Origin of the sequence: Paraburkholderia sp. Tr-20389, assembly GCF_017104565.1 — a bacterium.
GTDB lineage: Bacteria > Pseudomonadota > Gammaproteobacteria > Burkholderiales > Burkholderiaceae > Paraburkholderia.
Genome location: NZ_JAAGPD010000042.1, coordinates 45,445 through 67,082, shown reverse-complemented (window position 1 = coordinate 67,082; position 21,638 = coordinate 45,445). Strand labels below are relative to the sequence as shown.

Annotated in this window: 25 protein-coding genes and 1 riboswitch; of the genes, 14 read left to right on the top strand and 11 right to left on the bottom strand. The window is 64.0% G+C overall.

Annotated elements, in window-relative coordinates; genetic code table 11:
- Positions 1–27: 27 nt before the first annotated feature.
- Together G3N95_RS31275 and G3N95_RS31270 are read left to right on the top strand one after the other, a co-directional pair.
- A complete protein-coding gene (locus G3N95_RS31275; protein WP_205973959.1) occupies positions 28–279 on the top strand; it encodes a DUF4148 domain-containing protein in 252 nt (83 codons plus the stop codon).
- Positions 280–653: 374 nt separating this feature from the next.
- Positions 654–1,955: an NCS2 family permease gene (locus tag G3N95_RS31270; protein WP_205973958.1), complete on the top strand. Its 1,302-nt coding sequence runs from the start codon at positions 654–656 to the stop codon at positions 1,953–1,955.
- Positions 1,956–2,721: 766 nt separating this feature from the next.
- Here the strand turns inward: G3N95_RS31270 and G3N95_RS31265 are convergent.
- On the bottom strand, positions 2,722–3,012 hold the full coding sequence (locus G3N95_RS31265) for a DUF1488 domain-containing protein (protein WP_205973957.1): 291 nt from the start codon (positions 3,010–3,012) through the stop codon (positions 2,722–2,724).
- 232 nt (positions 3,013–3,244) lie between these two features.
- Positions 3,245–3,511: a DUF2964 domain-containing protein gene (locus G3N95_RS31260; RefSeq protein WP_205973956.1), complete on the bottom strand. Its 267-nt coding sequence runs from the start codon at positions 3,509–3,511 to the stop codon at positions 3,245–3,247.
- 285 nt (positions 3,512–3,796) lie between these two features.
- Between G3N95_RS31260 and G3N95_RS31255 the strand changes: the two genes are divergently transcribed.
- Positions 3,797–5,749, top strand: coding sequence for a sigma-54-dependent Fis family transcriptional regulator (locus G3N95_RS31255; RefSeq protein ID WP_205973955.1), 1,953 nt, complete (start codon positions 3,797–3,799; stop codon positions 5,747–5,749).
- A 92-nt stretch (positions 5,750–5,841) separates the two neighbouring features.
- Positions 5,842–6,231: a 2Fe-2S iron-sulfur cluster-binding protein gene (locus tag G3N95_RS31250; protein WP_241019052.1), complete on the top strand. Its 390-nt coding sequence runs from the start codon at positions 5,842–5,844 to the stop codon at positions 6,229–6,231.
- A gap of 3 nt (positions 6,232–6,234) precedes the next feature.
- Here the strand turns inward: G3N95_RS31250 and G3N95_RS31245 are convergent, their stop codons facing one another.
- The 3 genes from G3N95_RS31245 to G3N95_RS31235 all read right to left on the bottom strand — a co-directional run bounded on the left by G3N95_RS31245 (position 6,235) and on the right by G3N95_RS31235 (position 8,204).
- Positions 6,235–6,432: a DUF1653 domain-containing protein gene (locus G3N95_RS31245; RefSeq protein ID WP_205973954.1), complete on the bottom strand. Its 198-nt coding sequence runs from the start codon at positions 6,430–6,432 to the stop codon at positions 6,235–6,237.
- Between the two features lie 70 nt (positions 6,433–6,502).
- Complete coding sequence (locus G3N95_RS31240) at positions 6,503–7,147, bottom strand: PAS domain-containing protein (RefSeq protein WP_205973953.1); 645 nt, start codon at positions 7,145–7,147, stop codon at positions 6,503–6,505.
- A 91-nt stretch (positions 7,148–7,238) separates the two neighbouring features.
- Positions 7,239–8,204, bottom strand: a complete 966-nt coding sequence (locus G3N95_RS31235) for an ornithine cyclodeaminase family protein (RefSeq protein WP_205973952.1) — start codon at positions 8,202–8,204, stop codon at positions 7,239–7,241.
- Between the two features lie 347 nt (positions 8,205–8,551).
- Here G3N95_RS31235 and G3N95_RS31230 point away from each other — a divergent pair, with 347 nt between their 5' ends.
- The 4 genes from G3N95_RS31230 (at position 8,552) to G3N95_RS31215 (ending at position 11,462) form a co-directional block, all read left to right on the top strand.
- Positions 8,552–9,331 carry an ABC transporter substrate-binding protein gene (locus G3N95_RS31230; protein ID WP_205973951.1) on the top strand — a complete coding sequence of 260 codons (780 nt, stop codon included), beginning with the start codon at positions 8,552–8,554 and terminating at the stop codon, positions 9,329–9,331.
- A 135-nt stretch (positions 9,332–9,466) separates the two neighbouring features.
- A complete protein-coding gene (locus tag G3N95_RS31225; protein ID WP_205973950.1) occupies positions 9,467–10,711 on the top strand; it encodes an FAD-binding oxidoreductase in 1,245 nt (414 codons plus the stop codon).
- 80 nt (positions 10,712–10,791) lie between these two features.
- Complete coding sequence (locus G3N95_RS31220) at positions 10,792–11,094, top strand: type II toxin-antitoxin system HigB family toxin (protein ID WP_205973949.1); 303 nt, start codon at positions 10,792–10,794, stop codon at positions 11,092–11,094.
- 5 nt (positions 11,095–11,099) lie between these two features.
- Positions 11,100–11,462, top strand: coding sequence for a transcriptional regulator (locus tag G3N95_RS31215; RefSeq protein ID WP_205973948.1), 363 nt, complete (start codon positions 11,100–11,102; stop codon positions 11,460–11,462).
- A gap of 60 nt (positions 11,463–11,522) precedes the next feature.
- Here G3N95_RS31215 and G3N95_RS31210 read toward each other — a convergent pair whose 3' ends face one another.
- Together G3N95_RS31210 and G3N95_RS31205 are read right to left on the bottom strand one after the other, a co-directional pair.
- Positions 11,523–13,070 (bottom strand): methyl-accepting chemotaxis protein, encoded by a 1,548-nt coding sequence (locus tag G3N95_RS31210; protein WP_205973947.1) that lies wholly within the window; start codon positions 13,068–13,070, stop codon positions 11,523–11,525.
- Positions 13,071–13,225: 155 nt separating this feature from the next.
- The gene (locus tag G3N95_RS31205) at positions 13,226–14,176 is read right to left on the bottom strand and encodes an AEC family transporter (RefSeq protein WP_205973946.1); all 951 of its coding nucleotides are present in this window, start codon (positions 14,174–14,176) and stop codon (positions 13,226–13,228) included.
- 108 nt (positions 14,177–14,284) lie between these two features.
- Here G3N95_RS31205 and G3N95_RS31200 point away from each other — a divergent pair, with 108 nt between their 5' ends.
- Positions 14,285–15,160 (top strand): LysR family transcriptional regulator, encoded by an 876-nt coding sequence (locus G3N95_RS31200; RefSeq protein WP_205973945.1) that lies wholly within the window; start codon positions 14,285–14,287, stop codon positions 15,158–15,160.
- Positions 15,161–15,228: 68 nt separating this feature from the next.
- Here G3N95_RS31200 and G3N95_RS31195 read toward each other — a convergent pair whose 3' ends face one another.
- Both G3N95_RS31195 and G3N95_RS31190 read right to left on the bottom strand, forming a co-directional pair.
- Positions 15,229–15,996: a CbtA family protein gene (locus tag G3N95_RS31195; RefSeq protein WP_205973944.1), complete on the bottom strand. Its 768-nt coding sequence runs from the start codon at positions 15,994–15,996 to the stop codon at positions 15,229–15,231.
- Positions 15,997–16,017: 21 nt separating this feature from the next.
- A complete protein-coding gene (locus tag G3N95_RS31190) occupies positions 16,018–16,242 on the bottom strand; it encodes a CbtB domain-containing protein (RefSeq protein WP_205973943.1) in 225 nt (74 codons plus the stop codon).
- 63 nt (positions 16,243–16,305) lie between these two features.
- A riboswitch (cobalamin riboswitch) is annotated at positions 16,306–16,395 on the bottom strand.
- 83 nt (positions 16,396–16,478) lie between these two features.
- On the opposite strand from G3N95_RS31190, the gene G3N95_RS31185 reads away from it, so the two are divergent.
- Complete coding sequence (locus tag G3N95_RS31185) at positions 16,479–17,054, top strand: histidine phosphatase family protein (RefSeq protein ID WP_205973942.1); 576 nt, start codon at positions 16,479–16,481, stop codon at positions 17,052–17,054.
- Between the two features lie 3 nt (positions 17,055–17,057).
- Here the strand turns inward: G3N95_RS31185 and G3N95_RS31180 are convergent, their stop codons facing one another.
- Entirely contained in the window at positions 17,058–17,471 is a 414-nt protein-coding gene (locus G3N95_RS31180; RefSeq protein ID WP_205973941.1) for a hypothetical protein, read from the bottom strand.
- Between the two features lie 179 nt (positions 17,472–17,650).
- Here G3N95_RS31180 and G3N95_RS31175 point away from each other — a divergent pair, with 179 nt between their 5' ends.
- The 3 genes from G3N95_RS31175 to infA all read left to right on the top strand — a co-directional run bounded on the left by G3N95_RS31175 (position 17,651) and on the right by infA (position 19,078).
- The gene (locus G3N95_RS31175) at positions 17,651–17,869 is read left to right on the top strand and encodes a hypothetical protein (RefSeq protein WP_205973940.1); all 219 of its coding nucleotides are present in this window, start codon (positions 17,651–17,653) and stop codon (positions 17,867–17,869) included.
- A 521-nt stretch (positions 17,870–18,390) separates the two neighbouring features.
- A complete protein-coding gene (locus G3N95_RS31170) occupies positions 18,391–18,675 on the top strand; it encodes a hypothetical protein (RefSeq protein ID WP_205973939.1) in 285 nt (94 codons plus the stop codon).
- Between the two features lie 139 nt (positions 18,676–18,814).
- Entirely contained in the window at positions 18,815–19,078 is a 264-nt protein-coding gene (infA, locus tag G3N95_RS31165) for a translation initiation factor IF-1 (RefSeq protein ID WP_012402768.1), read from the top strand.
- Between the two features lie 137 nt (positions 19,079–19,215).
- Here the strand turns inward: infA and G3N95_RS31160 are convergent, their stop codons facing one another.
- A complete protein-coding gene (locus G3N95_RS31160) occupies positions 19,216–19,923 on the bottom strand; it encodes a GntR family transcriptional regulator (protein WP_205973938.1) in 708 nt (235 codons plus the stop codon).
- A gap of 171 nt (positions 19,924–20,094) precedes the next feature.
- Here G3N95_RS31160 and G3N95_RS31155 point away from each other — a divergent pair, with 171 nt between their 5' ends.
- A complete protein-coding gene (locus G3N95_RS31155; protein ID WP_205973937.1) occupies positions 20,095–21,354 on the top strand; it encodes a cyanate transporter in 1,260 nt (419 codons plus the stop codon).
- Positions 21,355–21,638: the final 284 nt, after the last annotated feature.

Below are 21,638 nucleotides of genomic sequence, written 5' to 3'. Positions count from 1 at the left end.
TCATCCTAACTTTTCAGGGCCCCTGCCATGAAGCTGATTCCTCGTATGGTTCTGGGCGCGCTCATCGGCGCAGCAGCCGTGTCGTCCGCATTTGCGCAGACATCGCGCGCGTATGACCAGAACACGCCCAAGACACGCGCCGAAGTGAAGGCCGATCTCGTCGAATGGCGCAAGGCTGGCTACGATCCGCTCGACTGGATCAACTATCCGGCCAATGCGATCGCGGCGGGCCGCATCGTCGCGCAGCATCGCGCGCAAGCTCAAGGCACGCAGCAGTAGTTCCGTTCGATCGATGCGTGCGTGACGCGCGTGCTTCAAATCGCAGAGCGCGTCACGTATTGCGTTGTCTATCCAGCGCCGGGCATCGACGCGTTGCACAAGCCTCCCCTCGTCTTCCCGCATCCCTTCCCGTTCCGCTCGTAATCCGACCTGAAGCGCCGGCTCAGGTATCATCACGGCCCTCCGCCAGCAAAATCCGCGTTTGACTTCGCCGCCCGACTATCGAGTGTTGCTTCGGCTACACGCGCGCGCGGCAAATGCGGTATTTGCTGAACAATCGTGATTAAATCCGCCCACGGGCAGTCACGAAGCGGCACGAGACGCGGCACAACAAGCGGTTACCAACGACATTCACACGACGAGAGACTCGGCTCATGGACTCCGTAAAACGGTATTTCGGCTTTGACGAAGCAGGCACGAACCTGCGCGTGGAGGTGCTCGCGGGCATCACCACGTTCCTCACAATGGCCTACATCATCTTCGTCAACCCGGCGATTCTCGGCGATGCGGGCATGCCGAAAGACTCGGTGTTCGTTGCGACGTGTCTCGTCGCGGCGCTCGCTTCGCTGATCATGGGCTTCTATGCGAACTACCCGATTGCGTGCGCACCCGGCATGGGTCTGAACGCGTATTTCGCGTACACGGTCGTCAAGGGCATGGGCTTCACGTGGCAGGCCGCGCTCGGCGCGGTGTTCATCTCGGGCTGTCTGTTCCTGATCGTCACGCTCTTTCGCGTGCGGGAAGTGATCGTCAATGGCATTCCGCATTCGATCCGCATTGCGATCACGGGCGGCATCGGCCTCTTTCTCGCGATCATTTCGCTGAAGACGGCGGGCATCGTCACGGGCAACCCGGCGACGCTCGTTACGCTCGGCAACCTGCACGATCCGCATGTGATTCTCGCGATCATTGGCTTCTTCGCGATCGTCACGCTCGACTTCCTGCGCGTACGCGGCGCTATCCTGATCGGCATCGTCGGCGTGACGATTCTGAGCTTCTTCTTCGGCGGCAACGAGTTTCGCGGGATCGTGTCCGCGCCGCCGTCGATCTCGCCGACACTGTTCCAGCTCGACATCAAGGCTGCGCTGTCGACAGGCGTGCTCAACGTGGTTCTGGTGTTCTTCCTCGTCGAACTGTTCGATGCGACGGGCACGCTAATGGGTGTCGCGAATCGCGCGGGACTGCTGGTGCACGGCAAGATGCATCGATTGAACCGCGCGTTGCTGGCGGATAGCACTGCGATTCTCGCGGGGTCGGTGCTGGGTACGTCGTCGACGACGGCTTACATCGAGAGTGCTTCGGGGGTACAGGCGGGCGGGCGCACTGGCGTTACCGCAATTACGGTTGGCGTGCTGTTCTTGCTCGCGCTGTTCTTTGCGCCGCTGGCTGGCGTTGTGCCTGGCTACGCGACGGCACCGGCTCTTCTGTATGTGTCGTGTTTGATGCTGCGGGAAATGGCCGATCTGCCCTGGGATGACGCCACTGAAGTCGTGCCCGCTGCACTCACCGCTTTGATGATGCCCTTCACGTATTCCATCGCGAATGGTGTCGCGTTTGGATTTATTTCTTATGCTGGTTTGAAATTGCTCACTGGGCGGGCTCGCCAGGTCAAGTTCGTTGTGTGGATCATTGCTGCTGTGTTTTTGTTTCGGTTCTTTTATCTCGGATCTGAGTAAATTCTTTTGTCTGCGACGCGGCGTTGCCGGTTTTGGTTTTTGTTTTTGCTTTCGCTGGCGTCCGCGTGATGTCTCTGGTTTGCTGGCGTTGCCCCTGTGCGGGGCGGCACCTACTTTTCTTTGCAGCGGCAAAGAAAAGTAGGCAAAAGAAAGCCGCTAACACCGCCAATCCTTCTTCCTGCCTGCGGGCCCCCTACGGGTCCCGCACTCCACACGGCAACACGCTTTTTTGCGCCCGTTGCCAGCGCCTTGAACAGGCGCATCACCCACTCCAATCACCCGCAGGCAGCCAGCGGCAGCGACCCGTCTGCGCCGCCCAGGTGGCAAACTGTGTGTAGCTTGTCGCACCTTACGCGTTCGTGCTTCTAGGATGTAGTGGTCCCGCTTTTCAGTCCGGAGTGGTGCACTTCCGTCGCGATGGCCTACACACAGTTTGCCACCTGGGCGGCGGTGAAGGTCTGGTAACGAGGTACGTGACGCGGGAGTGTGAAGTGGGTGACGCGAATCCAGGAACGTTGGCAACGCGCATGAAATAGCGCGATGCCGCGCGAAGGACGGGGACGTTGAGAGCCCCTGGGCGAACATACGGGCTAGCGGTGTGAGCGGCTTTCTTTTGCCTACTTTTCTTTGCCGCTGCAAAGAAAAGTAGGTGCCGCCCCGCACAGGGGCAACGCATGAAGCACGAATACATCACGCGGATGCCAGCGAAAGCGAAAAAAACCAAACCGGCAACGCCGCGTCGCAGACACCACCACCAACAACAACATCACGCCCGCCAATTAGCCTCATAAAACCTCACATACCCACTCCTCAATACGACACACTGCGCCCCTGTCTCCGACAGCAACCTCCGCGTAGCGGCTTCGATCCGCTCGCGGTGCGTCGAGAACGCGCCCAGCATGTCTTCGATGCGCGGTGAGGCCGCGCCGAAGTGGTCTTCCAGCGCCTCGGCGGTGATCGTGCATTCCACCCGTTCTCCATCGACCATGGCCGGAAACGCCAGAGTCAGCTCGCGCCCAGAATATTCAGGGACTTCTTTCGGGAAATTGATCTGCATGGGGAACACCTTGATGGAACGTCATCGCCGAAAATCGCGCCTGCCCCTGTTCACACCTCCGTTATGGATCGCAGCGCGGGCTGTCGACCGCAAACACACGCCGTCATCGCACGTGCCGTCGGTCGATCTCACCACTGTAGACGACTTCCGCCGCGCCGCAAGTTTTGTTTCGCCATACCCCAGCATGGTGCCGCCACGCACCAAGAATTGCGGCACCGCAGCGAAAACAGACCTAGAACTGCGTCGGCAGATGATGTTGATGTTCGTGTGGTCCAGCGTCGTCGGCGGGATGCTCGGGCGGAGTCTTGCCAGGCAAGTCGCGCGGCCACAACGTGAGCATCGTCACACAGCCCGCAATACCGATCGCAATCAGAATCACGCCCGTCCAGATCTCGTGATCCAGATAGTAGAGCGAACCGTGGATCGATAATCCGATGCCCCCTAGCGCGATGAAGATCGCAAGCGTGGCGAGGACGACTCTCAACTCCATACGCACCATGACGTTCTCCTCGAAATGGCGCTGGCCGGGAACGCGACGAACGAAACCCGAGTGACGGCACGCGGCGCGAACGCGTGCCTGTCTACGATGATTGCACTTCTGCGCCAGAAGGCAAGCGGAACACGCGCCACGCGTCCTCCTGTAAGATGGTCCGGCATGAGTCGGCACAGACCGGACGTTTTCCAGCGGACGACACTTTCAACGGGCATTCCGTGCTGCATTGCGCAACGCCGCATGCACGTGCGCCTGTGAGGCAGCGTTCAGGTACAACATCGGAGACATGCAGTGACCCAACGTTCCGTCACGCCGTCCGTCACGGGCCGCGCCGACGTGCTCGCGCAAGCTCATGCGCGTTCGCGCGAATTCGGCCTGCGCGCGTCCGAGGCGCCCGACTTTCATCCCTTGCAGTCCGTCGCCCTGCGCGATCTCGTCGAGCTCAACCGCTCGCTGTATGCGCACGCGCTGCCCGTGATGGAAACGCTGCACGCGCAGATCGTCGATACGGAAAGCATGGTGCTGCTCACCGACAGCAACGGCGTGATCCTGCACAGTCTCGGCGACAGCGATTTCGTCGAGAAAGCGAACCGCGTCGCGCTGTGTGCAGGCGTGTCGTGGTCGGAGGCGCATCGCGGCACGAATGCCGTCGGCACGGCGCTCGCCGAAGGCCAGCCGACCGTCGTGCACGGCGGCGAGCACTTTCTCGAGGCCAACCGCATCCTCACCTGCTCGTGCGCACCGATCGCCGATCCGTACGGGCGCACGATCGGCGCGCTCGATGTGAGCGGCGACCCGCGCGGCTTCCACAAGCACACGCTGGCGCTCGTGCGCATGTCGGCGCAGATTATCGAAAACCAGTTGTTCGCGAACCAGTTCGGCGATGCCGTGCGCGTGCGCTTTCATGCTCGCAGCGAGTTCATCGGCACGCTGTTCGAAGGGCTCGCCGCCTTCGGCGCCAACGGCACGCTGCTCGCGGCCAACCGCAGCGCACTGTTCCAGTTCGGCCGGCCACTCGACGCGTTGCTCGGACAGCCGTTCGAGGCGCTGTTCGGCACGGCGTTTCCCGCCGTGCTGCAGCAGGCGTCGCGCGCGCCGGGCGAATGCCTGACGCTGATGCTGCCCAGCGGCGTGCGCGTACTGGCGCGCGCCGAATACGCCGCACGGCCCGCATTTTCCGCCGACGCAGGCACGCCGCGCGCATCGGCGCCTCCAGCACCGGCGACGGCGACGGCGTCGTGCAGATCGCGCGCTGCCGCCATCACCTTCGCGACGCTCGACACGGGCGACGCCCGCATGGCCGCCGTGCTCGGCCGCGTCGAGAAAGTGCGCGGCCGCGATATTCCGCTGCTCGTGCTCGGCAAGACGGGGACCGGCAAGGAATGGCTCGCGCGCGCGATGCACGAAGAGTCGCCGCGCCGCGACGCGCCGTTCGTCGCCGTCAATTGCGCGTCATTGCCCGATACGCTCATCGAAGCGGAGTTGTTCGGCTACGAAGACGGCGCGTTCACGGGCGCGCGCAAGCGCGGCAACGTCGGCAAGATCGTCCAGGCCGACGGCGGCACGCTGTTTCTCGATGAAATCGGCGACATGCCGCTCGCGCAGCAGGTGCGTCTGATGCGCGTGCTGCAGGAGCGCTCCGTCGTGCCGCTCGGCGGCACGCGCGCGGTGCCCGTCGACGTGCGCATCGTCTGCGCGACACACCGCAACCTGCGCGCGATGATCGAAGAAGGCACCTTCCGCGAAGACCTGTACTACCGGATCAACGGGCTCGTCGTCACGCTGCCCGCGCTGGCCGAACGCACCGATCTGCCCGTGCTCGTCGAGCGGATGCTCGCGCGACTGCGGCGCGACGAGCCCGACAGCGAGCACATGCCGACGCGCGTGGCGCCCGACGTGCTCGAATGCTTCGCGCGCTGCCGTTGGCCCGGCAATTTGCGGCAACTGGCGAACGTGCTGCGCACGGCGGGCATCATGGCCGAAGGCGCCGCCGAAATCGGACTGGACCATCTGCCGGACGATTTCCTGCACGACTGCGCACCGCACGACGACGAGCCGTTGCAGGCCGTGCCCGCCGCCCATTCGGCCGCGCCGTCGAAGCCAGCCAACATGGAAGAACTGCAGGCGACGTTGATCGAGCAGACGCTTGCGCGCAACAACGGCAATATTTCGGCGGCCGCGCGCGAACTGGGCCTTGCGCGCAACACGGTCTACCGCTACATGCGGATGCGCACCACGCACTGATCCGCCGCGGTTCGCACCCGCACGCGAAGCAGCGCGCCAGGTCGCGCTGCGTTAAGCTTGCGTCCCGTCCCCCTATCGGTTGTGTTGGCGCGATGTCCCGCGAAGAACAGTCTGGCAGCGAATCGCTGCGTCCATCGAACGAAACCACGCATGAACATGGCGAGCGGACCTTCGCGGTGCGCGTCGAGCCGCTCGGCCGCACGTTCGAGGCGCCCGAATCGCTCACCGTGCTCGAAGCGGCGGGGTTCGCGAATCTGCATCTGCCGCGCATGTGCCGCAACGGCACGTGCCGCACGTGTCTGTGCCGTCTCGAGTCGGGCAGCGTGCGCTATACGGTCGAGTGGCCCGGCGTGAGCGCCGAAGAAAAGGCGGAAGGTTATATCCTGCCGTGCGTGGCTGTCGCGCAAAGCGATCTCGTGATCGACGTGCCCGACGCCGCCGAGATTCCGGCCACACCGACGCCGCCCGTCAGGCGTTTCTAGTTTCTAGTTGATGGGCGCGAAGCGCTGCACGGTCTGGCCTTCGTGCTCGATCAGTTCGAAGAATACCGACGACGGCCGCGTCCAGATGGTGCCGTTGTCAGCGCGATAAACGATCATCGTGACGCTCGGATCCGATTCGAGCGTCGCCTCGCAGATGAATTCGTAAATACCGCCCTTGTAGTGTCGATAACGTACGGTCACAGTGATTTCCTCGCGGGTGTCTGAACGGACAAAGCAGCGTGGGTCGCGTCGACGCACTTCGTCGCATGCGTCAGTTCGCACCCTCTTTCATCTGCTTCAGATGCTTATAGACGGTTGCACGCCCCATGCCAAGCACGTTCGCGACATAGTTCGCCGAACTCTTACCGCGAAACGCGCCTTCTGCATAGAGCGCTTCGACCAGTTCGCGCCGATGTTCGCGCGTGAGCCCGTTCAGGCCGATCTGCCGCTCGCGCAGCCAGCCGTGCAGGAACGTGTTGATGCGTTCCTGCCAGTCGTCGCGGAACAGTTCGTCCGGCTGCGCGACGACGCCCGCACCCTTGATGAACAGATCGAGCGTCGAGCGCACGTCCTCGAACACGGCGATGTTGAAATTGATGCACAGCATGCCCGCCGGCTGGCCGTTGTCGTCGAACAGCACGTTGCTCACGCAGCGCATGCGGCGGCCGTCCCAGTTGAGCTTTTCATACGGACCGATCACGCGCTCGCGTGCCGAATGCTCGGTTTCTTCGAGCGCGGAATCGTCGCCGATCTCGCGCTTCGACAGGTTGTTCGCGAGGTACAGCACCGTCTGGTCGTGCAGGTCGTGGATCACGACTTCCGCGTACGGGAAGAACAGCGCGGCGATGCCGTCCGCAATGGGCGCATAGCGGGTCAGCAGCAGATCCTTGACGGGGGAGGTTTTTTTCTTGCGCATCGGCGGACGGTGACGGGCTTCGCAGTGTCTTCGTGGTGCCGCTGCGCGCCTCTCATACCCGGCGCACAGTGGCGGCTGACCGACATTGTAGCTATTGTGCCTGGTCTCTACGATCGCTCAGGTAGCGATACAGCTCGCTCGCAATCGCGACGTCTTCGAGGCCGAGACCGATCGAACGGAAGAACGCATGCCGCCCGTATGCGGGCTTCGAGCAGGTGCCCGCCAGCAGCGACGGCAGATCGCCCTTCACGCTCTCCGGCGACCAGCCTTGCTGCGCGGCGAGCTTCATTTCGCCGGCGCTCGCGGGCGTCGTCGCGCGATAGTCGCAGTAGACGTCCAGCTCCGGCAGCCACGCCGGATCGATTTCATGTGCGTTGGCAGCGTTCGTGCTGATCGACGTGATGAGCGCGGGTTTCGTCAACGCGTCGCGCGGCAGCACGGGCGTGCCCGACGACGTGCAAAGCATCACCACATCCGCCTCCTTCACGCAGGCTGCGAGGCTCGCGCTGGCCTCGGCGCGCGCGTCGGCGGCGTGCACCGCCGCGCGCTTCTCATCGTTGGCGGCGAGATCGGGCGAATAAACACGGATCGACTCCCACGCACGCAGCGGCGCGACGTGTCGCAAATGCGCCAGTCCGACAGCGCCCGCGCCGACGACGGCCAGCCGCTTCGCATCCGTGCGCGCGAGCTGGTCGACGGCGAGCGCCGTCGTGCCCGCCGTGCGCTCGGTGGTGAGCAACCCCGCGTCGCACCACATCAGCGGCTGCCCCGTTTCCATCGACATTAGCGCCGTCCACGCGGTGATGATCGGCCGCCCGCCCGTCACGATATACGGCGACAGCTTCGCGCCGAACACCTTCGCATCGGCGAGCGCGCCGAGATAGGTGATGAAGTCGCCGGCACCGTTCGGGAACAGCGTCAGCGTCTGCGGCGGCTGCACCGCCTCGGCGGATGCGAGCGCGCGAAACATCGCGGTCAGCGCGCGGCGCACATCGAGGGCGGGCAGCGCTTCGCGGACGGCCTGTTCGTCGACGGCGAGTGGCAAGGCGGTTTTCATCGAGTTCATCTCCTGAGGCGGCGCGTCAAGCGACCATTGCTATTCCTGTCCGATCGATACATCGGTTGACGGGTCGATCGCATCGTAGACAGATAGTCTACTTGAGACTTTATAAATTTGGACAGAAAAGTCTCGTTCTGGACGCAGCGTTGCTAGAACATGAATCGCATCGAGTCTGGTTTTATGCGGCTCTTGCGCTTATCACACAAGGCCACGAGGGGATCGGCCGGGCATTTTTGATCACTGGACTATCGTATTCCCTATAGTCCATACTGGACTTTCAGTCTATATTTCACCTGCGCCGCCGCACGCTGCGGGTGGCCCGATCATCAACGACAGGAACCGTCATGAACCTGAAGCTCTCCTTCGCTGCCGCCGTCCTCGCGATGACGGCAGGCGCCGCCTGCGCGCAATCGTCCGACACACTGCGCTTCGGCATCGAAGCCGCCTACCCTCCGTTCGAAAGCAAGAGCGCGTCGGGCCAGCTCGAAGGCTTCGATGTCGACGTCGGCAACGCCGTCTGCACAAAGCTGAAGATGAAGTGCGTGTGGGTCGAGAACGCGTTCGACGGCCTGATCCCCGCGCTGCAGGCGCGCAAGTTCGACGTGATCAATTCGGCGATGAACATCACGTCGAAGCGCAAGGAAAGCATCGCGTTCACGCCGCCCATCTACGTCGTGCCCATCGTGATGATCGCGAAGCACGGTTCGGGCTTGAAGCCGGACGTGAAGAACCTGCAAGGCAAGCATGTCGGCGTGTTGCAGGGCTCGTCGCAGGAAGACTTCCTCAAGGCGCACTGGGCGAATGCGGGTGTGCAGGTCGTGTCGTATCAGGACCAGGATCAGGTTTACGCGGACCTCGTCGCGGGACGCCTCGACGCCGCCGTGCAGGAAGCGCAGACAGCCAGCGACGGCTTCCTGAACAAGCCGGCGGGCGCGGGCTTCGAGATCGTCGGCGAGCCGCTGAAAGATCCGTCGACGCTCGGCGAAGGGACCGGCTTCGGTCTGCGCAAAGGCGACAAGGCCTTGCAGGCGAAGGTCGACGGCGCGCTTGCCGAACTCAAGAAAGACGGCACACTGACGTCGCTCTCGCAGAAATACTTCAAGCGCGACATCATCGCGAAGTGATAGGCTGCTGAGCGGGAACCGGCCTCTCCTTTTCAATGCGCGAGCGCGTGGCGACACGCGCTCGTTGCGCTTCCGGCCACGTTCTGGCTGCTTTCTGGCTGCTTCCCGAGCCATTTCAAGGACAAGCTGACCGTTATGGATTTCGACGTCATTGTGCTGGGCGCGGGCATCGTCGGCGTGTCGTCGGCGCTGCATCTGCAGGATCGCGGGCAACGCATCGCGCTCGTCGACCGGCGCGCACCCGGCGAGGAGACGAGCTTCGGCAATGCGGGGCTGATCGAGCGTTCGTCGATCGTGCCGTACGGCTTTCCACGCAAGCTCGGCACGCTGCTGCGCTACGCGCGCAACCAGTCGACCGATCTGTACTGGGACTACAAGGCGCTGCCCGCGTATGCGACGTGGCTCGCGCGTTTCTGGTGGGAATCGTCGCCGCAGCGCCTCGCGGCCGCCGCGCGCGACATGATGCCGTTGATCGGCGCCTGCGTGGACGAGCACGACCGGCTCATCGCGCGCGCGGGGCTCGGCGCCCTCGTCCATGACGGCGGCTGGATCGAGGCGTTCCGCACGCGCGCCGCGTTCGAACATGAGGCAAAGGCATCCGACGACGCGGTGCGCGAGCACGGCCTGCACGTAAGCGTGCTCGATACGGCCTCGCTGCGCGCGCGAGAGCCGGGCGTCGGCGATGGCATCTGCGGCGCGATTCACTGGAAGGATCCGAAGAGCGTGATGAATCCGGGCGCGCTCGTCAAAGGCTATGCGCGTCTGTTCGAAGCGGAAGGCGGCACATTTGTGAGCGGGGACGCGACGAGCCTGCGTTCGTCGGGCGATGCGTGGACGGTCGAAACGCAGCATGGCACCCTCAGCGCGAAGCAGGTCGTGCTCGCGCTCGGGCCGTGGTCCGATACCGTATTCGGGCCGCTCGGCTACAAGATTCCGCTGCGCGCGAAGCGCGGCTATCACATGCACTATCGGCCCGCGCGGCAAATGCTCTCCGTGCCCATCGTCGATACCGAACGGGGCTACGTGGTCGCGCCGATGGACGGCAACCGGCTGCGTGTGACGACGGGCGTGGAGATCGCGGAGCGCGGCGCGCCGCCGACAGGCATCCAGCTCGAACGGGTCGAACCGCTTGCGCGCGCGACGTTCGGGCTCGGCGAGCGGGTCGATCAAGAGCCGTGGCTCGGCATGCGTCCCTGCACGCCGGACATGCGTCCCGTCATCGGCCCGGCGCCGCGTCATCGCGGGTTGTGGTTCGCGTTTGGGCACAACCATCATGGACTGACGCTCGGGCCGGTTACCGGGCGGCTGCTGGCGGAAATGATGACGGGGGAAGCGCCTTTTACGGATCCGCGGGCTTATCGGGTGGAGCGGTTTGGGTGAATGGGCGCGCGCTACCGTCGTGCCGCGCCTATACCGGGAGACACTTTACATAGTCCCGAAATGGGACTACTATGCGCTTTATGCGAATCGTTGCCAGAAAGACATTGCTGGATTTCACCCATAAGCACGCCCGAGCCGAACAGGCACTGCTTTCGTGGTATGCCGAAGCATCAAAAGCCACGTGGAAAACCCCGCAAGACATAAAGGATTTGTACGCTTCAGCCAGTTTCGTTGGAAAGAACCGAGTGGTGTTCAATATCAAGGGCAACGATTTCCGATTGATCGTCGCTGTCGCTTATCAACTCGGCGTGGTCTACGTGAAATTTGTAGGAACGCATGCTGAGTACGATAAGGTCGACGCGGCAACAGTGGAACTGGAGTAATGAACATGGATATTCGTCCGCTGCGCACCGAGGAAGACTACAAGACTGCTCTCGCGGCAGTGTCGACACTCGTTGATACCGACCCGGCACCTGACACACCGGAAGGCGATGAGCTCGAAATTCTCTCGATGCTGGTCGAGCACTACGAAAACGAGCACTTTCCGCTGGAAAGCCCTGATCCAATCGAGGCCATCAAGTTTCGGATGGAGCAACAGGGATTGTCGGTTCCCGATATGCAACCGTTCATCGGCAACGCGAACCGGGTCTATGAAGTGTTGAACGGCAAGCGCGCTCTGAGTCTCACAATGATCCGGCGGTTGCACGCGGGGCTGCATATTCCTGCCGAAGTTCTCATCGGGGCCGCTTGACCGAGCGGCGGTGCGGATGCGCGATCGAGCGCCGCCGCGCTCCGCACTTTGCGTCCGGGTTCACTCCCCCTCCACCCTGAACGCAGCCGTCAACTCGCTCAACCGCTTCGCTTCATCGGCCAGCGAAGCCGCCGTCGCCGCGTTTTCCTCGACGAGCGCCGCGTTCTGCTGCGTTACTTCATCCATTTGCGTGACGGCGAGGCTCACTTCCTTGATGCCGTCGCTCTGCTGCTGCGACGCCGTTGCGATCTCGCCGACGATCTTCGCAACGCGCGAAATCGACGCCTCGATCTCGCGTATCGTGTCGCCCGCGCCCGTCGCGATCTGCGCGCCGTGCGCGACGCGCGCCGTCGAGTCCGCGATCAGCAGGCCGATTTCCTTCGCCGCCGCAGCCGAGCGCTGAGCGAGGCTGCGCACTTCGCCCGCCACCACCGCGAAGCCGCGCCCTTCCTCGCCCGCGCGCGCCGCTTCGACGGCCGCGTTCAGCGCGAGGATGTTGGTCTGAAACGCAATGCCTTCGATCGCCGTGATGATGCCCGTCATCTTCGACGAACCTGCGTCGATCGCATGCATCGTTTCGACGAGTGTGCCCACGGCTTCGCGCCCGCGCGCGGTCATCGACGACGCGTCTTCGGCGAGCCTGTTCGCATGCTGCGCATTCTCGGCGTTCAGTTGCACCGTCGACGTCAGTTCGTCCATCGCGGCTGCCGTCTGTTCGAGCGACGCCGCCTGCTCTTCCGTTCGCTGCGACAGATCGAGATTGCCCGCCGCAATCTGCTGCGTCGCCGCCGCGATCGAATCGGAGCCCTTGCGCACCGTCGTGATCGTCGCACCGAGCTTGTCCTGCATCGTCGCGAGGCCGTGCAGCAGCGTGCCCATCTCGTCGTCGGAACGGATCTCGACGCGCGTGCGCAGTTCGCCCGACGCGATGGCGTCGAACTGGCCGAGCGCATCGCGCATCGGCGACATGATCGCGCGGCGCAGCGCGCGCCAGCTGAAAAACGCGACGCCCAGTCCGACGACGATGCTCGCGACGCACGCGGCCAGCAACGTCCTGAAAGTCGCGGTTGAGCGGTCGGCGGCATCCTGCGCAGCGTCGTCGAGATACTTTTCCAGCGCACCCTGGCTCGCGTTCATCGCCGAATACAGACCGATCAGATGATTCGCGCGGCTCTCGTCCATCCAGCTCGTGTCGCCGCTGCCGATCGCCTGGATCAGCTGGTCGATGCCGTCGCGCAATACCGCCGTGCGCTTGGCGTCGAGATCGTCGGTGAGCCGCTGCAGCTCGGGTGTCTTCGACAGCGCGCGGAACTCGGCCCACGCCTTGTCGGAATCGCCCAACAGACGCTTCGCGCGGTTCAACTGTTCGCCCAGTTGCGGCGAATGCGGATTGCTCATCGCCCAGTCGAGACCGAAGCGCGCCCGCGACATCGCCGTGCCCGAGCGTCCCAGCGCCACCACCGACGCGAAGTTGACCTCATACGCATTGCGCTGCGCGCGATTGCTTTCGGCCATGCCGAAAATGCCGAGCGCACCCGTCGCGATCAGCAGCACGCCGAGAAACGCGATCGTGGTCGCGATCCGGGCGTTGATGGTCAGTTTCTTCATGTTTTCTGGTCTCACTCTCGGTCTGTTTATGTTCCATATATAAAACACTTATCCTTATATGGAACTTTTGTCGAGTGTAAGACGAAAAAAATGAGCAGACCACTGCTCATTCGGTGCGCGTTGCGAGACCGCGACAACGGTTCAGCGGACGCCCGTCACCCCGGCGCGTGCATGTAGAACAGCAGCATCGACAAAGTGACCAGCGAGCCGAGCGTCGACAGCAGAATGGTCTGCGACGTGATCTGCGCCTCGCGCCGGTAGAACTCGGCGAGCATGTACGGGCCCGTGCCCGTTGGCAGCGCGGCAAGCAGCACGGCCATATCGACCATCGGCGCGGGCAGCGCAAACACGCGCGCGGAGATCCACCACGCGAGCGCCGGCTGCGCGATCAGTTTGATGGCCGTCAGCACGAACGACGTGAGCGACTCGCGCCCTTCCTCCCTGACCGGGCGCTTCTCCGCCAGAAAGAGCCCGAGGCTCACCAGCGCGCACGGGCTGGCCGCGCCGCTCAGCAGCTTGAGGAAGGTTTCGGCGCTCTGCGGCAACGACAGATGCACACTCGCCGCGAGTACGCCGAGTATCGGCGACGCGATCAGCGGATTCTTCAGGAGCCGCCACGCGACCTTCGCACCGAGCTTGTGCGGCGTGCGCTCCGTCTGCAAGCCGATTTCGATCAGCACGATCGCGAGTGCGAACAGCACGCAGGCAACCAGGATCGTCGCGATGGTGGTCGGCGTGAGGCTGGCCTTGCCGAACGCGAGCAGTCCGAGCGGAAAGCCGATATAGCCCGTGTTCGGATATGACGCCGCAATGGCGTCGACACTCGCATCGGCGAGATGCCGTCCGCTCGCGACGCGCACCAGCAGCACGGCAATGAACACGCCCGCGCAGGCAATCGAAAAGGTGATGATGAAGGCCGGCTGGTCGAGCTGCTGCCACGTCGAATGCGCCATCGTGTCAAACAGGAGCGCGGGCAGCGCGAGCCACACGACGAAGCGGTTCAGTTCGGAAGCGGCCGTCGGCCCGAGCAGATTGCGGCGGCGGCAAAAGAAGCCCGCGAAGATCAGCGCGAAGACGGGCAGCAGGATTTCGAGCGTGGACAGCATGAGAGCGCGGCGACGAACGCAAAGAATGACGAAGACGCGCAAGCGTAAGCGCTTCTATCCATACAATCCAATGCAGAATAGAGCCCTCGACAATACCTTTTTTGCATCATGCTCGACGTCAAGCCACTCCGCTATTTCGTCACGCTCGCCGAAACCCGGCATTTCGGCCGCGCGGCCGCCCGGCTCAATCTTTCGCAACCGCCGCTGAGCCGCCAGTTGTCGGCGCTGGAAGCATCGCTGGGCGTCACGCTGATCGAGCGCAGCCCGCGCAGCGTCACGCTGACGGCGGCCGGCCAGCGCTTTTACGAAGATGCGAAGGCGATCCTCGCGTCGATCGAACAGGCGGCGAAAAATGCACGCGCGGCGTCCGTCGGCGATAGCGGGCAGTTGAACATCGGTTTCACGATGTGCGCCGCGTACAGCGTGCTGCCCGCTTACGCACGCGCGTATGGCGACGCGTATCCCGACGTCACGCTCAACCTGCGTGAGGTGGTCTCCAACGATCTGGCGTCACAGGTGCTGAGCGGACAGATCGACGCCGCGATCATGTTTCCGGGCGCGCCCAGCAAGAGCCTCGACACGCGCGCGATTTTCACGGAGCCACTGTGTGTCGCGCTGTCACGCGATCATCCGCTCGCGCGCGCACGGCAGTTGAAGGTCGCGCAACTCGCGCACGAGCCGTTCGTGATGGCATCGGAAGCCGTGTCGCCGAGCTTGCGCGCGACCATCGTCGATCATTGCGCGCAAGGCGGATTCGCGCCCGACGTCCGCTTCGAAGTGCAGTTGCAACAGACGGTGCTGAGTCTCGTCGATGAAGGCGTCGGGATCGCGCTCGTACCGAAGTCGATGAGCAAGGCGCAACTGGCGGGCGTCGTCTTCAGGCCGCTTGCCGATGCGCCGACGATTTCGCAGCTGCTCGTGTGGTCGCCGTCGAACCGCAATCCGTGTCTGGCGCGGTTTCTGGAAATGGCGAATTGGAGGTAAGCAGACGAGGGCGCCGCGCGCCCGCGCAATCGTGCGCAGGCGCGGGCTTGAAGGGTTACAGGCAGGCGTTACAGATAGGCCGACTTGCGCGCCGCGGCGTTCGACGCGCGCGCGATGCGTTCGCTGCGCTCGACCAGCGCGCCGAACAGCAGACCGATAACGGCCCACATGATCGCCTGCATGCCGAGCGCCGTGATGCGGAACTTCCACAGCACGACGGCCGGGAAGGCTTCGGGCACTTCGTTGACCGTCGGCAGCGCGATCTGGACCGCGGCAATGATCGCGACGAACACGATGCCGCCGACGATCGACGCGTTCCACACGCCGAGCCGCGGCACCAGATGCTTGCGGACTTTCATCGAGAACACGGCAACGACGAGCGACGTGACGATCATCAGGAAGAACAGCCCGGTACGCATGCCGATCGTCTCGGGATCGCCGACGGAAGGCGGGTTCGCCGGATACTTGATGGTCGGCACCAGCACCACGGCGACATAGGCGCCGAGCGCGAGCCACGCCGACAACGCACGCGCGCCCAGCTTGCCGACACGCCCGTGCAGATACGCGAAGGTCAGCGCGAACAGGCCACCAAACGCCATGCCGTACGCGACCACGCCCGTCAGCAGACCGAGGCCCGCCTGCGTGCCGCGGCTCACGAGTTCTTCTTCGTGATCGTGGCCGCCTGCATCACCGTGATCGTGTTCGGCGTGCAGTTTTTCTTCCAGCGAGATCGCGGTGTCCACCAGCGGCTCGCCTGCCACGCGCGCGAACGCGAACGTGAGCAAGCCCGCGACGATGCCTGCAAGCATGCCTCGCATCAACAACTTCCCAACCATGGCGATGACTCCCTTACGCGATCAGTGGCAAGGAAAGCCGAGCAGATGGCGGCCGTCGTGCACGAACTCATGCACGTACATGCCGGGAAACAGCGACGTCGCGCCTTGCTCGGCGCCGACGAAGTAGAGTGCGAGCAGCATCAGCAAACCGCCGAAGATGATCCAGGGCAGCAGTTCGCGCAGCGGAATCGGCGTGATAGCGGGTTGATCGGTCTGACCGGCGTGGTGCAGCGCGGTGTCGTTCATGACGGATATCTCCAGGGGGTAACGCGCCCCGATAGTCGATTGATAAGGGAAGTCGAAGCTTGGGTCTGGCTTCCGGCTTGCGTACTGCATGTTGGTGAACACATGTACTGCCGATTACAGTGGCGCGACCGCGCCGGGCTTGCACCGGCTTCCGCGCTTCGAGTGGCGCCTATTCTACGCGCTAAACTGCGACACGCTTTCGACTTTCTTCCCATCCTTCCGAGCAAGAGCCGCCGATGCGCACACGTCTGTTGTTGATCAGCCACCCGGCGACGGCCGCGCAGCGCAAGGGCATGTTTCCCGACGACGACCCGCTGGATGCTCGCGCTGCCGAAGACGCCGCGGCGTTCCGTGCATCGAACGGTCCTCTTCTGGATGCGGGTCTGGCATTGAGCAGCCCCGCTGCATGCGCGCTGGATACCGCAAAGGCGCTCGGACTCGCGGCGCATGCCGTGCCCGCGCTTGCCGATGCGGACTACGGACGATGGCGCGGCCGCCGTCTGCTCGAACTGGCCGACGAAGAGCCCGACGCGTTGGCCGCATGGACACGCGATCCATCCGCCGCGCCGCATGGCGGCGAATCGTTCGATGCGCTGACGTTGCGCATAGGCGGCTGGCTCGATGCGCTCGAGCATCGCGGCAACGTGATCGCCGTCACGCATGCAAGTGTGATCCGCGCTGCCTTGATGCGTGTGCTGCAAGCGCCGCTCGCCACTTTCACGCGGGTCGAAATACCGCCGCTCGCCGTCGTCGAACTACGGCGCGACGAGCGCGGCTGGACATGGTGGCCCGCGCCTCACCGCCCGGCATGACGCTCAGAACGCCGGACATGACAGCACCTGCTGCGGATTGAGTGTCGTACCCGGCATGCCGCCCGTGGCTGGCGAGCCTTGCGCCCGCGTCGCGATCAACCGCACGGCGTCCGTACCCGCATTCGCCAGCACGTAGCGTTCGGGTCGGCCTTGCGGCTGCCAGTACGCACGATAGATGCCGCCATCCGTCAGCACATGCAGCGTGCCGCGCACGGTCTTGCCGCCCGCAATGAAATCGACGGGCTCGCCGTCGCGCAACGCAAAGCCGCTCGCAACGGACACACCCGATGCGCCCGATGCACCCGATGCCCCTCCGCCCGGACCCGACAGCACGCCGCACGACGCATCGCCCGTCGCGGCGACGGCCAGCTGCGCGACAGTCCATAACGCGAGCGGCGCAATCGTTCTGAATGTCATGAAGTGCCTCGTATCGTCTGCAATGGCAAGCGTGATGCGCGTTGCAAAGTGCATACCCACCACCATGCGCGACCGAGACCCCATTGAAGCGGCGTGAATTTTGACCGCGTGGCAGCGCGCTTTTTGATGTGCGATAAGAGTCAGGTCTTTCACAAGCGCTCACCGACAAGAGGCAACCGATGGCTACGCTCGAAGCGTTTCGTACCGTGCTCGACGATGCACGCACGCCCGAGATCATCCGCAATCACATCATCGATTCGCTGCAATACGCGCTGCGCAATCACGGCCAGATTTTCACGTCGAAGGAAGTCGAATGGCTCGCGAAATGGGACGACGCGCGGATTCCGCTCGCCGCCACGCGCGAATTGCAAAAGCGCATGACGCAGACGACGGAGTAAGCGCGCCCAGCCTCTCCGCTCTGTCACTATCTTCGCCGCCGGCGTGCTGCGCTAAGGCGCCCCCACGAAAGTTTCTGCTACACAGAGCCCTGTTTTTAGGGCATAATATGTGGAACGCAGCGTTCTGCCAGCATCATCCGGCATCTACTTAACCGCAACGCGTCAACGTCTTTCCGCTTGTTTCGTCTTCACCGCGTTGCACTGATTGCGTTACGTCCCAGCCGTCCCGTCACCGCGCCACAGCATGCAGCGGCGACCCGGCGGTTTTCGTCGCTTCGGCCACGCGCTGCGCGCTTGAACCCGACCGGGTGACACTTGCTACGTTCGGTGCCTGCGCGGCATCAGCGTATTTATCTCCATTCGTTCCGCGTTGATCGCGGCCGTGTTCGAGCCTACGCATTTGGCTCGCGCCAAACTTTTTCGTTGCGGTGCGCCCTACGGTGCTGCGCCGCCTGCTGCCCATTCGCCGGTACCTGCGTGATGCAGAGGCGTGTCGGCGGCCCGCATGACAGGATTTGCACATGACTCAAGGCGTCAAAACCTACAAGGGCTACGAGATTCATCCGCTGGTTTATCCGCGACGCACCGCGGCCGGCGTGACACACCGCAATTCGATCGACAGCGGCTACGACGCGTCGGTGCGCATCTGCCGCGTCGGCGCGAATCCCTCCGCCGACGGCCGCGTGTTCCGCTTCGCGTACTTCCGCCCGTTCGAAGGCGCGGGCAAGGCGCGCATGGCGTGCATCGAGCATGCGTCGCAAGTGATCGACGGTCGCGTGGACGGGCAAACCGTTTCCGACCTCTGATCGGGCGCGCCGCAGGAGGCGCGTTGCTTCACCGCTGTTTGACGATTCACCCGCATTTCCGCAGCAGCGTTCACGCTGCCGCGCAAGACACGCTGCGCGCCGCGCGCGGCACCCTTCCCTCATCGACCAGGAGTAGTGCATGGCGAAAGAAGAACTCATCGAACTGGACGGCATCGTCGACGAAGTACTGCCCGACAGCCGCTACCGCGTGACGCTCGACAACGGCGTCGTCGTGGGTGCGTACGCATCGGGCCGCATGCGCAAGAATCACATCCGTATCCTCGCGGGCGACCGCGTCACGCTCGAATTGTCGGTCTACGACCTGACCAAAGGACGCATCAACTTCCGTCACAAGGACGAACGCAGCAGCGGCCCGCGCAGTGCGCCGGTGCGCCGCCGCTGACGCAGCGGCATCCAGCAGAAGCAGCGGACGCGTCTCGCGATCAATCGGGCGGGACGCAGGAATGGATCGACGCACAAGGCCGTCGATCACGCAACAGATGCGGCATGTGCAACGCATGCCGCCTGCCTCTCACCTCATCATCCCCGAAAGACCGCACCCGGATCGTCGCTCGCGCCCGACTGCATGCGCGTGACGACACGCTCTTCCAGTTCCGCGAGATGCTCGCGCATTGCCTCCAGCGCCGAATTCAGATCGCCTTGATCGAGAGCATCGATCAGATGCGCATGTTCGTCGGCTGAGCACGTGGTGCCTTTCGACGGATCGTAAAGCGCCTTGTACAGCTCCGTCTTCGCGACCAGTTGCGCGACAAAGGCCTGCAACTCCGCACCGCCCGCGATCTGCGTCAGCAGCACGTGAAAATGCCCGGCGAGCCGCACCTGCTCGTCGACGCGCGCGTCCTTCAGCGCCTTCTTCTCGCTGGCGACATGCGCCTTCAACGCACGTCTGTCCTGCGCCGACAGCGCGCCACACAACGCGGTGACGATACCCGCCTCGACGATCTGCCGCGCGCGATAGACCTGCCGCACGTCCTCTTCCGACGGCGACGGCACGAACGCGCCGCGATTCGCCTCAAGCACGAGCTTGCCTTCGAAGCCGAGCCGCGCGAGCACCTTGCGCAGCGCGCCGCGCGTGCAGCCAAAGGCAGCCGCGAGATCGCGTTCGACGAGTTGCGCGCCGGGCCGCAGGCGCCCTTCGAGCAGCGCCGTGGTGATCGACGCGTAAATGCGGTCCTCGACGTTGTCGGCATCTGCGGCGGGCGGCGGTGTGATCGGGCGTGTGGCCATATGTGAAGAGTGAGATTGACGCGAGCGGCCGTATTTTAGCGACGCTTGCGTCCGGCTGCATGCTGCGTCATCGCCGGCAAGCAAATAGGCAAGATAGCGGATTCCGCCAAAATGGTTAACCATTTTAAGTTATTATGGTTAACCATTTGAGCCCGCTTGCAAGGTATTGCCGTGAACCAGACTTCTCGCATCGACACGCAAACCACTCCGCGCACCACGACATCCGCCGCGCTTTCGTGGAAAGACGGGCTCTGGCTCGCGGTAATCGTCGCGATCGGCATCAACTTGCGGCCGCTGCTCACGTCCATCAGCCCGCTGCTGGCGACGATCCGCGCAGCAACGGGTCTCAGTTTTTCGGGCGCCTCGCTGCTGACGAGCCTGCCCGTCGTCGCGATGGGCTTCGGCGCATTCGGCGCGGGCTTGTTGACGCGCGTGGTCGGCGAAGCACGCGGAGTCGCGTTGGGATTGCTGGCGATTGCCGTCGCGTGCGGCGCGCGTTTCGCCGCGTCGAGCGGCCCGGCGCTGCTGATGACGGCACTCGTCGCGGGCATCGGCGTCGCGGTCATTCAGGCGCTGCTGCCCGGCGTGATGAAGCAGCGTTTTCACGCGCGCGTGCCGCTCGCGATGGGCCTGTTCTCGGCGTCGATCATGGGTGGCGGCGGACTCGGCGCGAGCTTCAGCCCATACGTCGCGAAGGCATTCGATTCGTGGCACGCAGGGCTCGCGATGTGGGCCGTCCCCGCCACGCTCGCCTGCACGTGCTGGCTCGCGTTGCAGCGCTGCGCATCGCCGGATCGACGGGCAGCCTCGCCCGCTGGCGCTCATGCAGGTGACGCGCCGCACGTCGCGATGTGGCGCAAGCGCCGCGCGTGGGCGCTCGGGCTGCACTTCGGGCTCGTCAACGGCGGCTACACGACGCTTGTCGCGTGGCTGCCCGCTTACTATCAGCAGCGCGGCGCAAGCGTCGCGCACAGCGGCTCGCTGCTCGCGGCGATGACGGTCTTCCAGGCCGCGTCGGCACTGCTGCTGCCGCTCGCGGCAGCCTCGTTCCGCGATCGCCGCCCGTGGCTCGTGGCGGGGCTGTCGGCGCAACTGATCGGCATGGTCGGCCTGCTCGCGTGGCCGGATGCCGCGCCGCTTGCGTGGGTCGCGATCGCCGGCGCGGGACTCGGCGGCACGTTCTCGCTGACACTCGTGACCTCGCTCGACCATGCCGACGATCATCGCGTTGCCGGAAGACTCGGCGCGTTCGTGCAGGGCGTCGGGTTCGTCGTCGCGGCGATCTCGCCCATCGTCGCAGGACGTTTGCGCGACCTCACGGGCAGCTTCACGGCCGCGTGGATCATGCTCGCCGTGTGCATCGCCGCGATGATCGCGCTGACCTTCGCGTTTTCTCCTCGCAGCTACGCACGCTGGCTCGGCTCGCGCTAAAAAGCTCGGCCTGCGGAGTGCGCATTCCCCACGTGCACTGTGCTTCGACTCGCGCCAATCCGGTGCAATGAGGTCGACTTCGCACTGCTGCGGTGCAAAACGCCCGCGTTCGACAGAAGGTTGACGCCACGCAATCAACGTCAAAGAGATTGCCGCCCGATGGCATATAAGTTGCAGAGTATTGAGCACGCTCATGCAACGACTGCCACGTCCCGTTGGGGACGAATGACGGCCTCCCGCAATCCGACGAATGAACTTGCGCAACTCCGAATCCCTCATGCCGG

Bases quoted from the DNA above. Each gene is read 5' to 3' on its own strand.
- G3N95_RS31160 (WP_205973938.1), bottom strand. From the start codon at position 19,923: ATGGCCACACGCCCGATCACACCGCCGCCCGCCGCAGATGCCGACAAC.
- G3N95_RS31225 (WP_205973950.1), top strand. From the start codon at position 9,467: ATGGATTTCGACGTCATTGTGCTGGGCGCGGGCATCGTCGGCGTGTCG.
- G3N95_RS31190 (WP_205973943.1), bottom strand. From the start codon at position 16,242: ATGAACGACACCGCGCTGCACCACGCCGGTCAGACCGATCAACCCGCT.
- G3N95_RS31200 (WP_205973945.1), top strand. From the start codon at position 14,285: ATGCTCGACGTCAAGCCACTCCGCTATTTCGTCACGCTCGCCGAAACC.
- G3N95_RS31265 (WP_205973957.1), bottom strand. From the start codon at position 3,012: ATGCAGATCAATTTCCCGAAAGAAGTCCCTGAATATTCTGGGCGCGAG.
- G3N95_RS31175 (WP_205973940.1), top strand. From the start codon at position 17,651: ATGGCTACGCTCGAAGCGTTTCGTACCGTGCTCGACGATGCACGCACG.
- G3N95_RS31235 (WP_205973952.1), bottom strand. From the start codon at position 8,204: ATGAAAACCGCCTTGCCACTCGCCGTCGACGAACAGGCCGTCCGCGAA.
- infA (WP_012402768.1), top strand. From the start codon at position 18,815: ATGGCGAAAGAAGAACTCATCGAACTGGACGGCATCGTCGACGAAGTA.
- G3N95_RS31270 (WP_205973958.1), top strand. From the start codon at position 654: ATGGACTCCGTAAAACGGTATTTCGGCTTTGACGAAGCAGGCACGAAC.
- G3N95_RS31205 (WP_205973946.1), bottom strand. From the start codon at position 14,176: ATGCTGTCCACGCTCGAAATCCTGCTGCCCGTCTTCGCGCTGATCTTC.
- G3N95_RS31170 (WP_205973939.1), top strand. From the start codon at position 18,391: ATGACTCAAGGCGTCAAAACCTACAAGGGCTACGAGATTCATCCGCTG.
- G3N95_RS31210 (WP_205973947.1), bottom strand. From the start codon at position 13,070: ATGAAGAAACTGACCATCAACGCCCGGATCGCGACCACGATCGCGTTT.
- G3N95_RS31240 (WP_205973953.1), bottom strand. From the start codon at position 7,147: ATGCGCAAGAAAAAAACCTCCCCCGTCAAGGATCTGCTGCTGACCCGC.
- G3N95_RS31275 (WP_205973959.1), top strand. From the start codon at position 28: ATGAAGCTGATTCCTCGTATGGTTCTGGGCGCGCTCATCGGCGCAGCA.
- G3N95_RS31195 (WP_205973944.1), bottom strand. From the start codon at position 15,996: ATGGTTGGGAAGTTGTTGATGCGAGGCATGCTTGCAGGCATCGTCGCG.
- G3N95_RS31250 (WP_241019052.1), top strand. From the start codon at position 5,842: ATGTCCCGCGAAGAACAGTCTGGCAGCGAATCGCTGCGTCCATCGAAC.
- G3N95_RS31215 (WP_205973948.1), top strand. From the start codon at position 11,100: ATGGATATTCGTCCGCTGCGCACCGAGGAAGACTACAAGACTGCTCTC.
- G3N95_RS31260 (WP_205973956.1), bottom strand. From the start codon at position 3,511: ATGGTGCGTATGGAGTTGAGAGTCGTCCTCGCCACGCTTGCGATCTTC.
- G3N95_RS31180 (WP_205973941.1), bottom strand. From the start codon at position 17,471: ATGACATTCAGAACGATTGCGCCGCTCGCGTTATGGACTGTCGCGCAG.
- G3N95_RS31220 (WP_205973949.1), top strand. From the start codon at position 10,792: ATGCGAATCGTTGCCAGAAAGACATTGCTGGATTTCACCCATAAGCAC.
- G3N95_RS31230 (WP_205973951.1), top strand. From the start codon at position 8,552: ATGAACCTGAAGCTCTCCTTCGCTGCCGCCGTCCTCGCGATGACGGCA.
- G3N95_RS31185 (WP_205973942.1), top strand. From the start codon at position 16,479: ATGCGCACACGTCTGTTGTTGATCAGCCACCCGGCGACGGCCGCGCAG.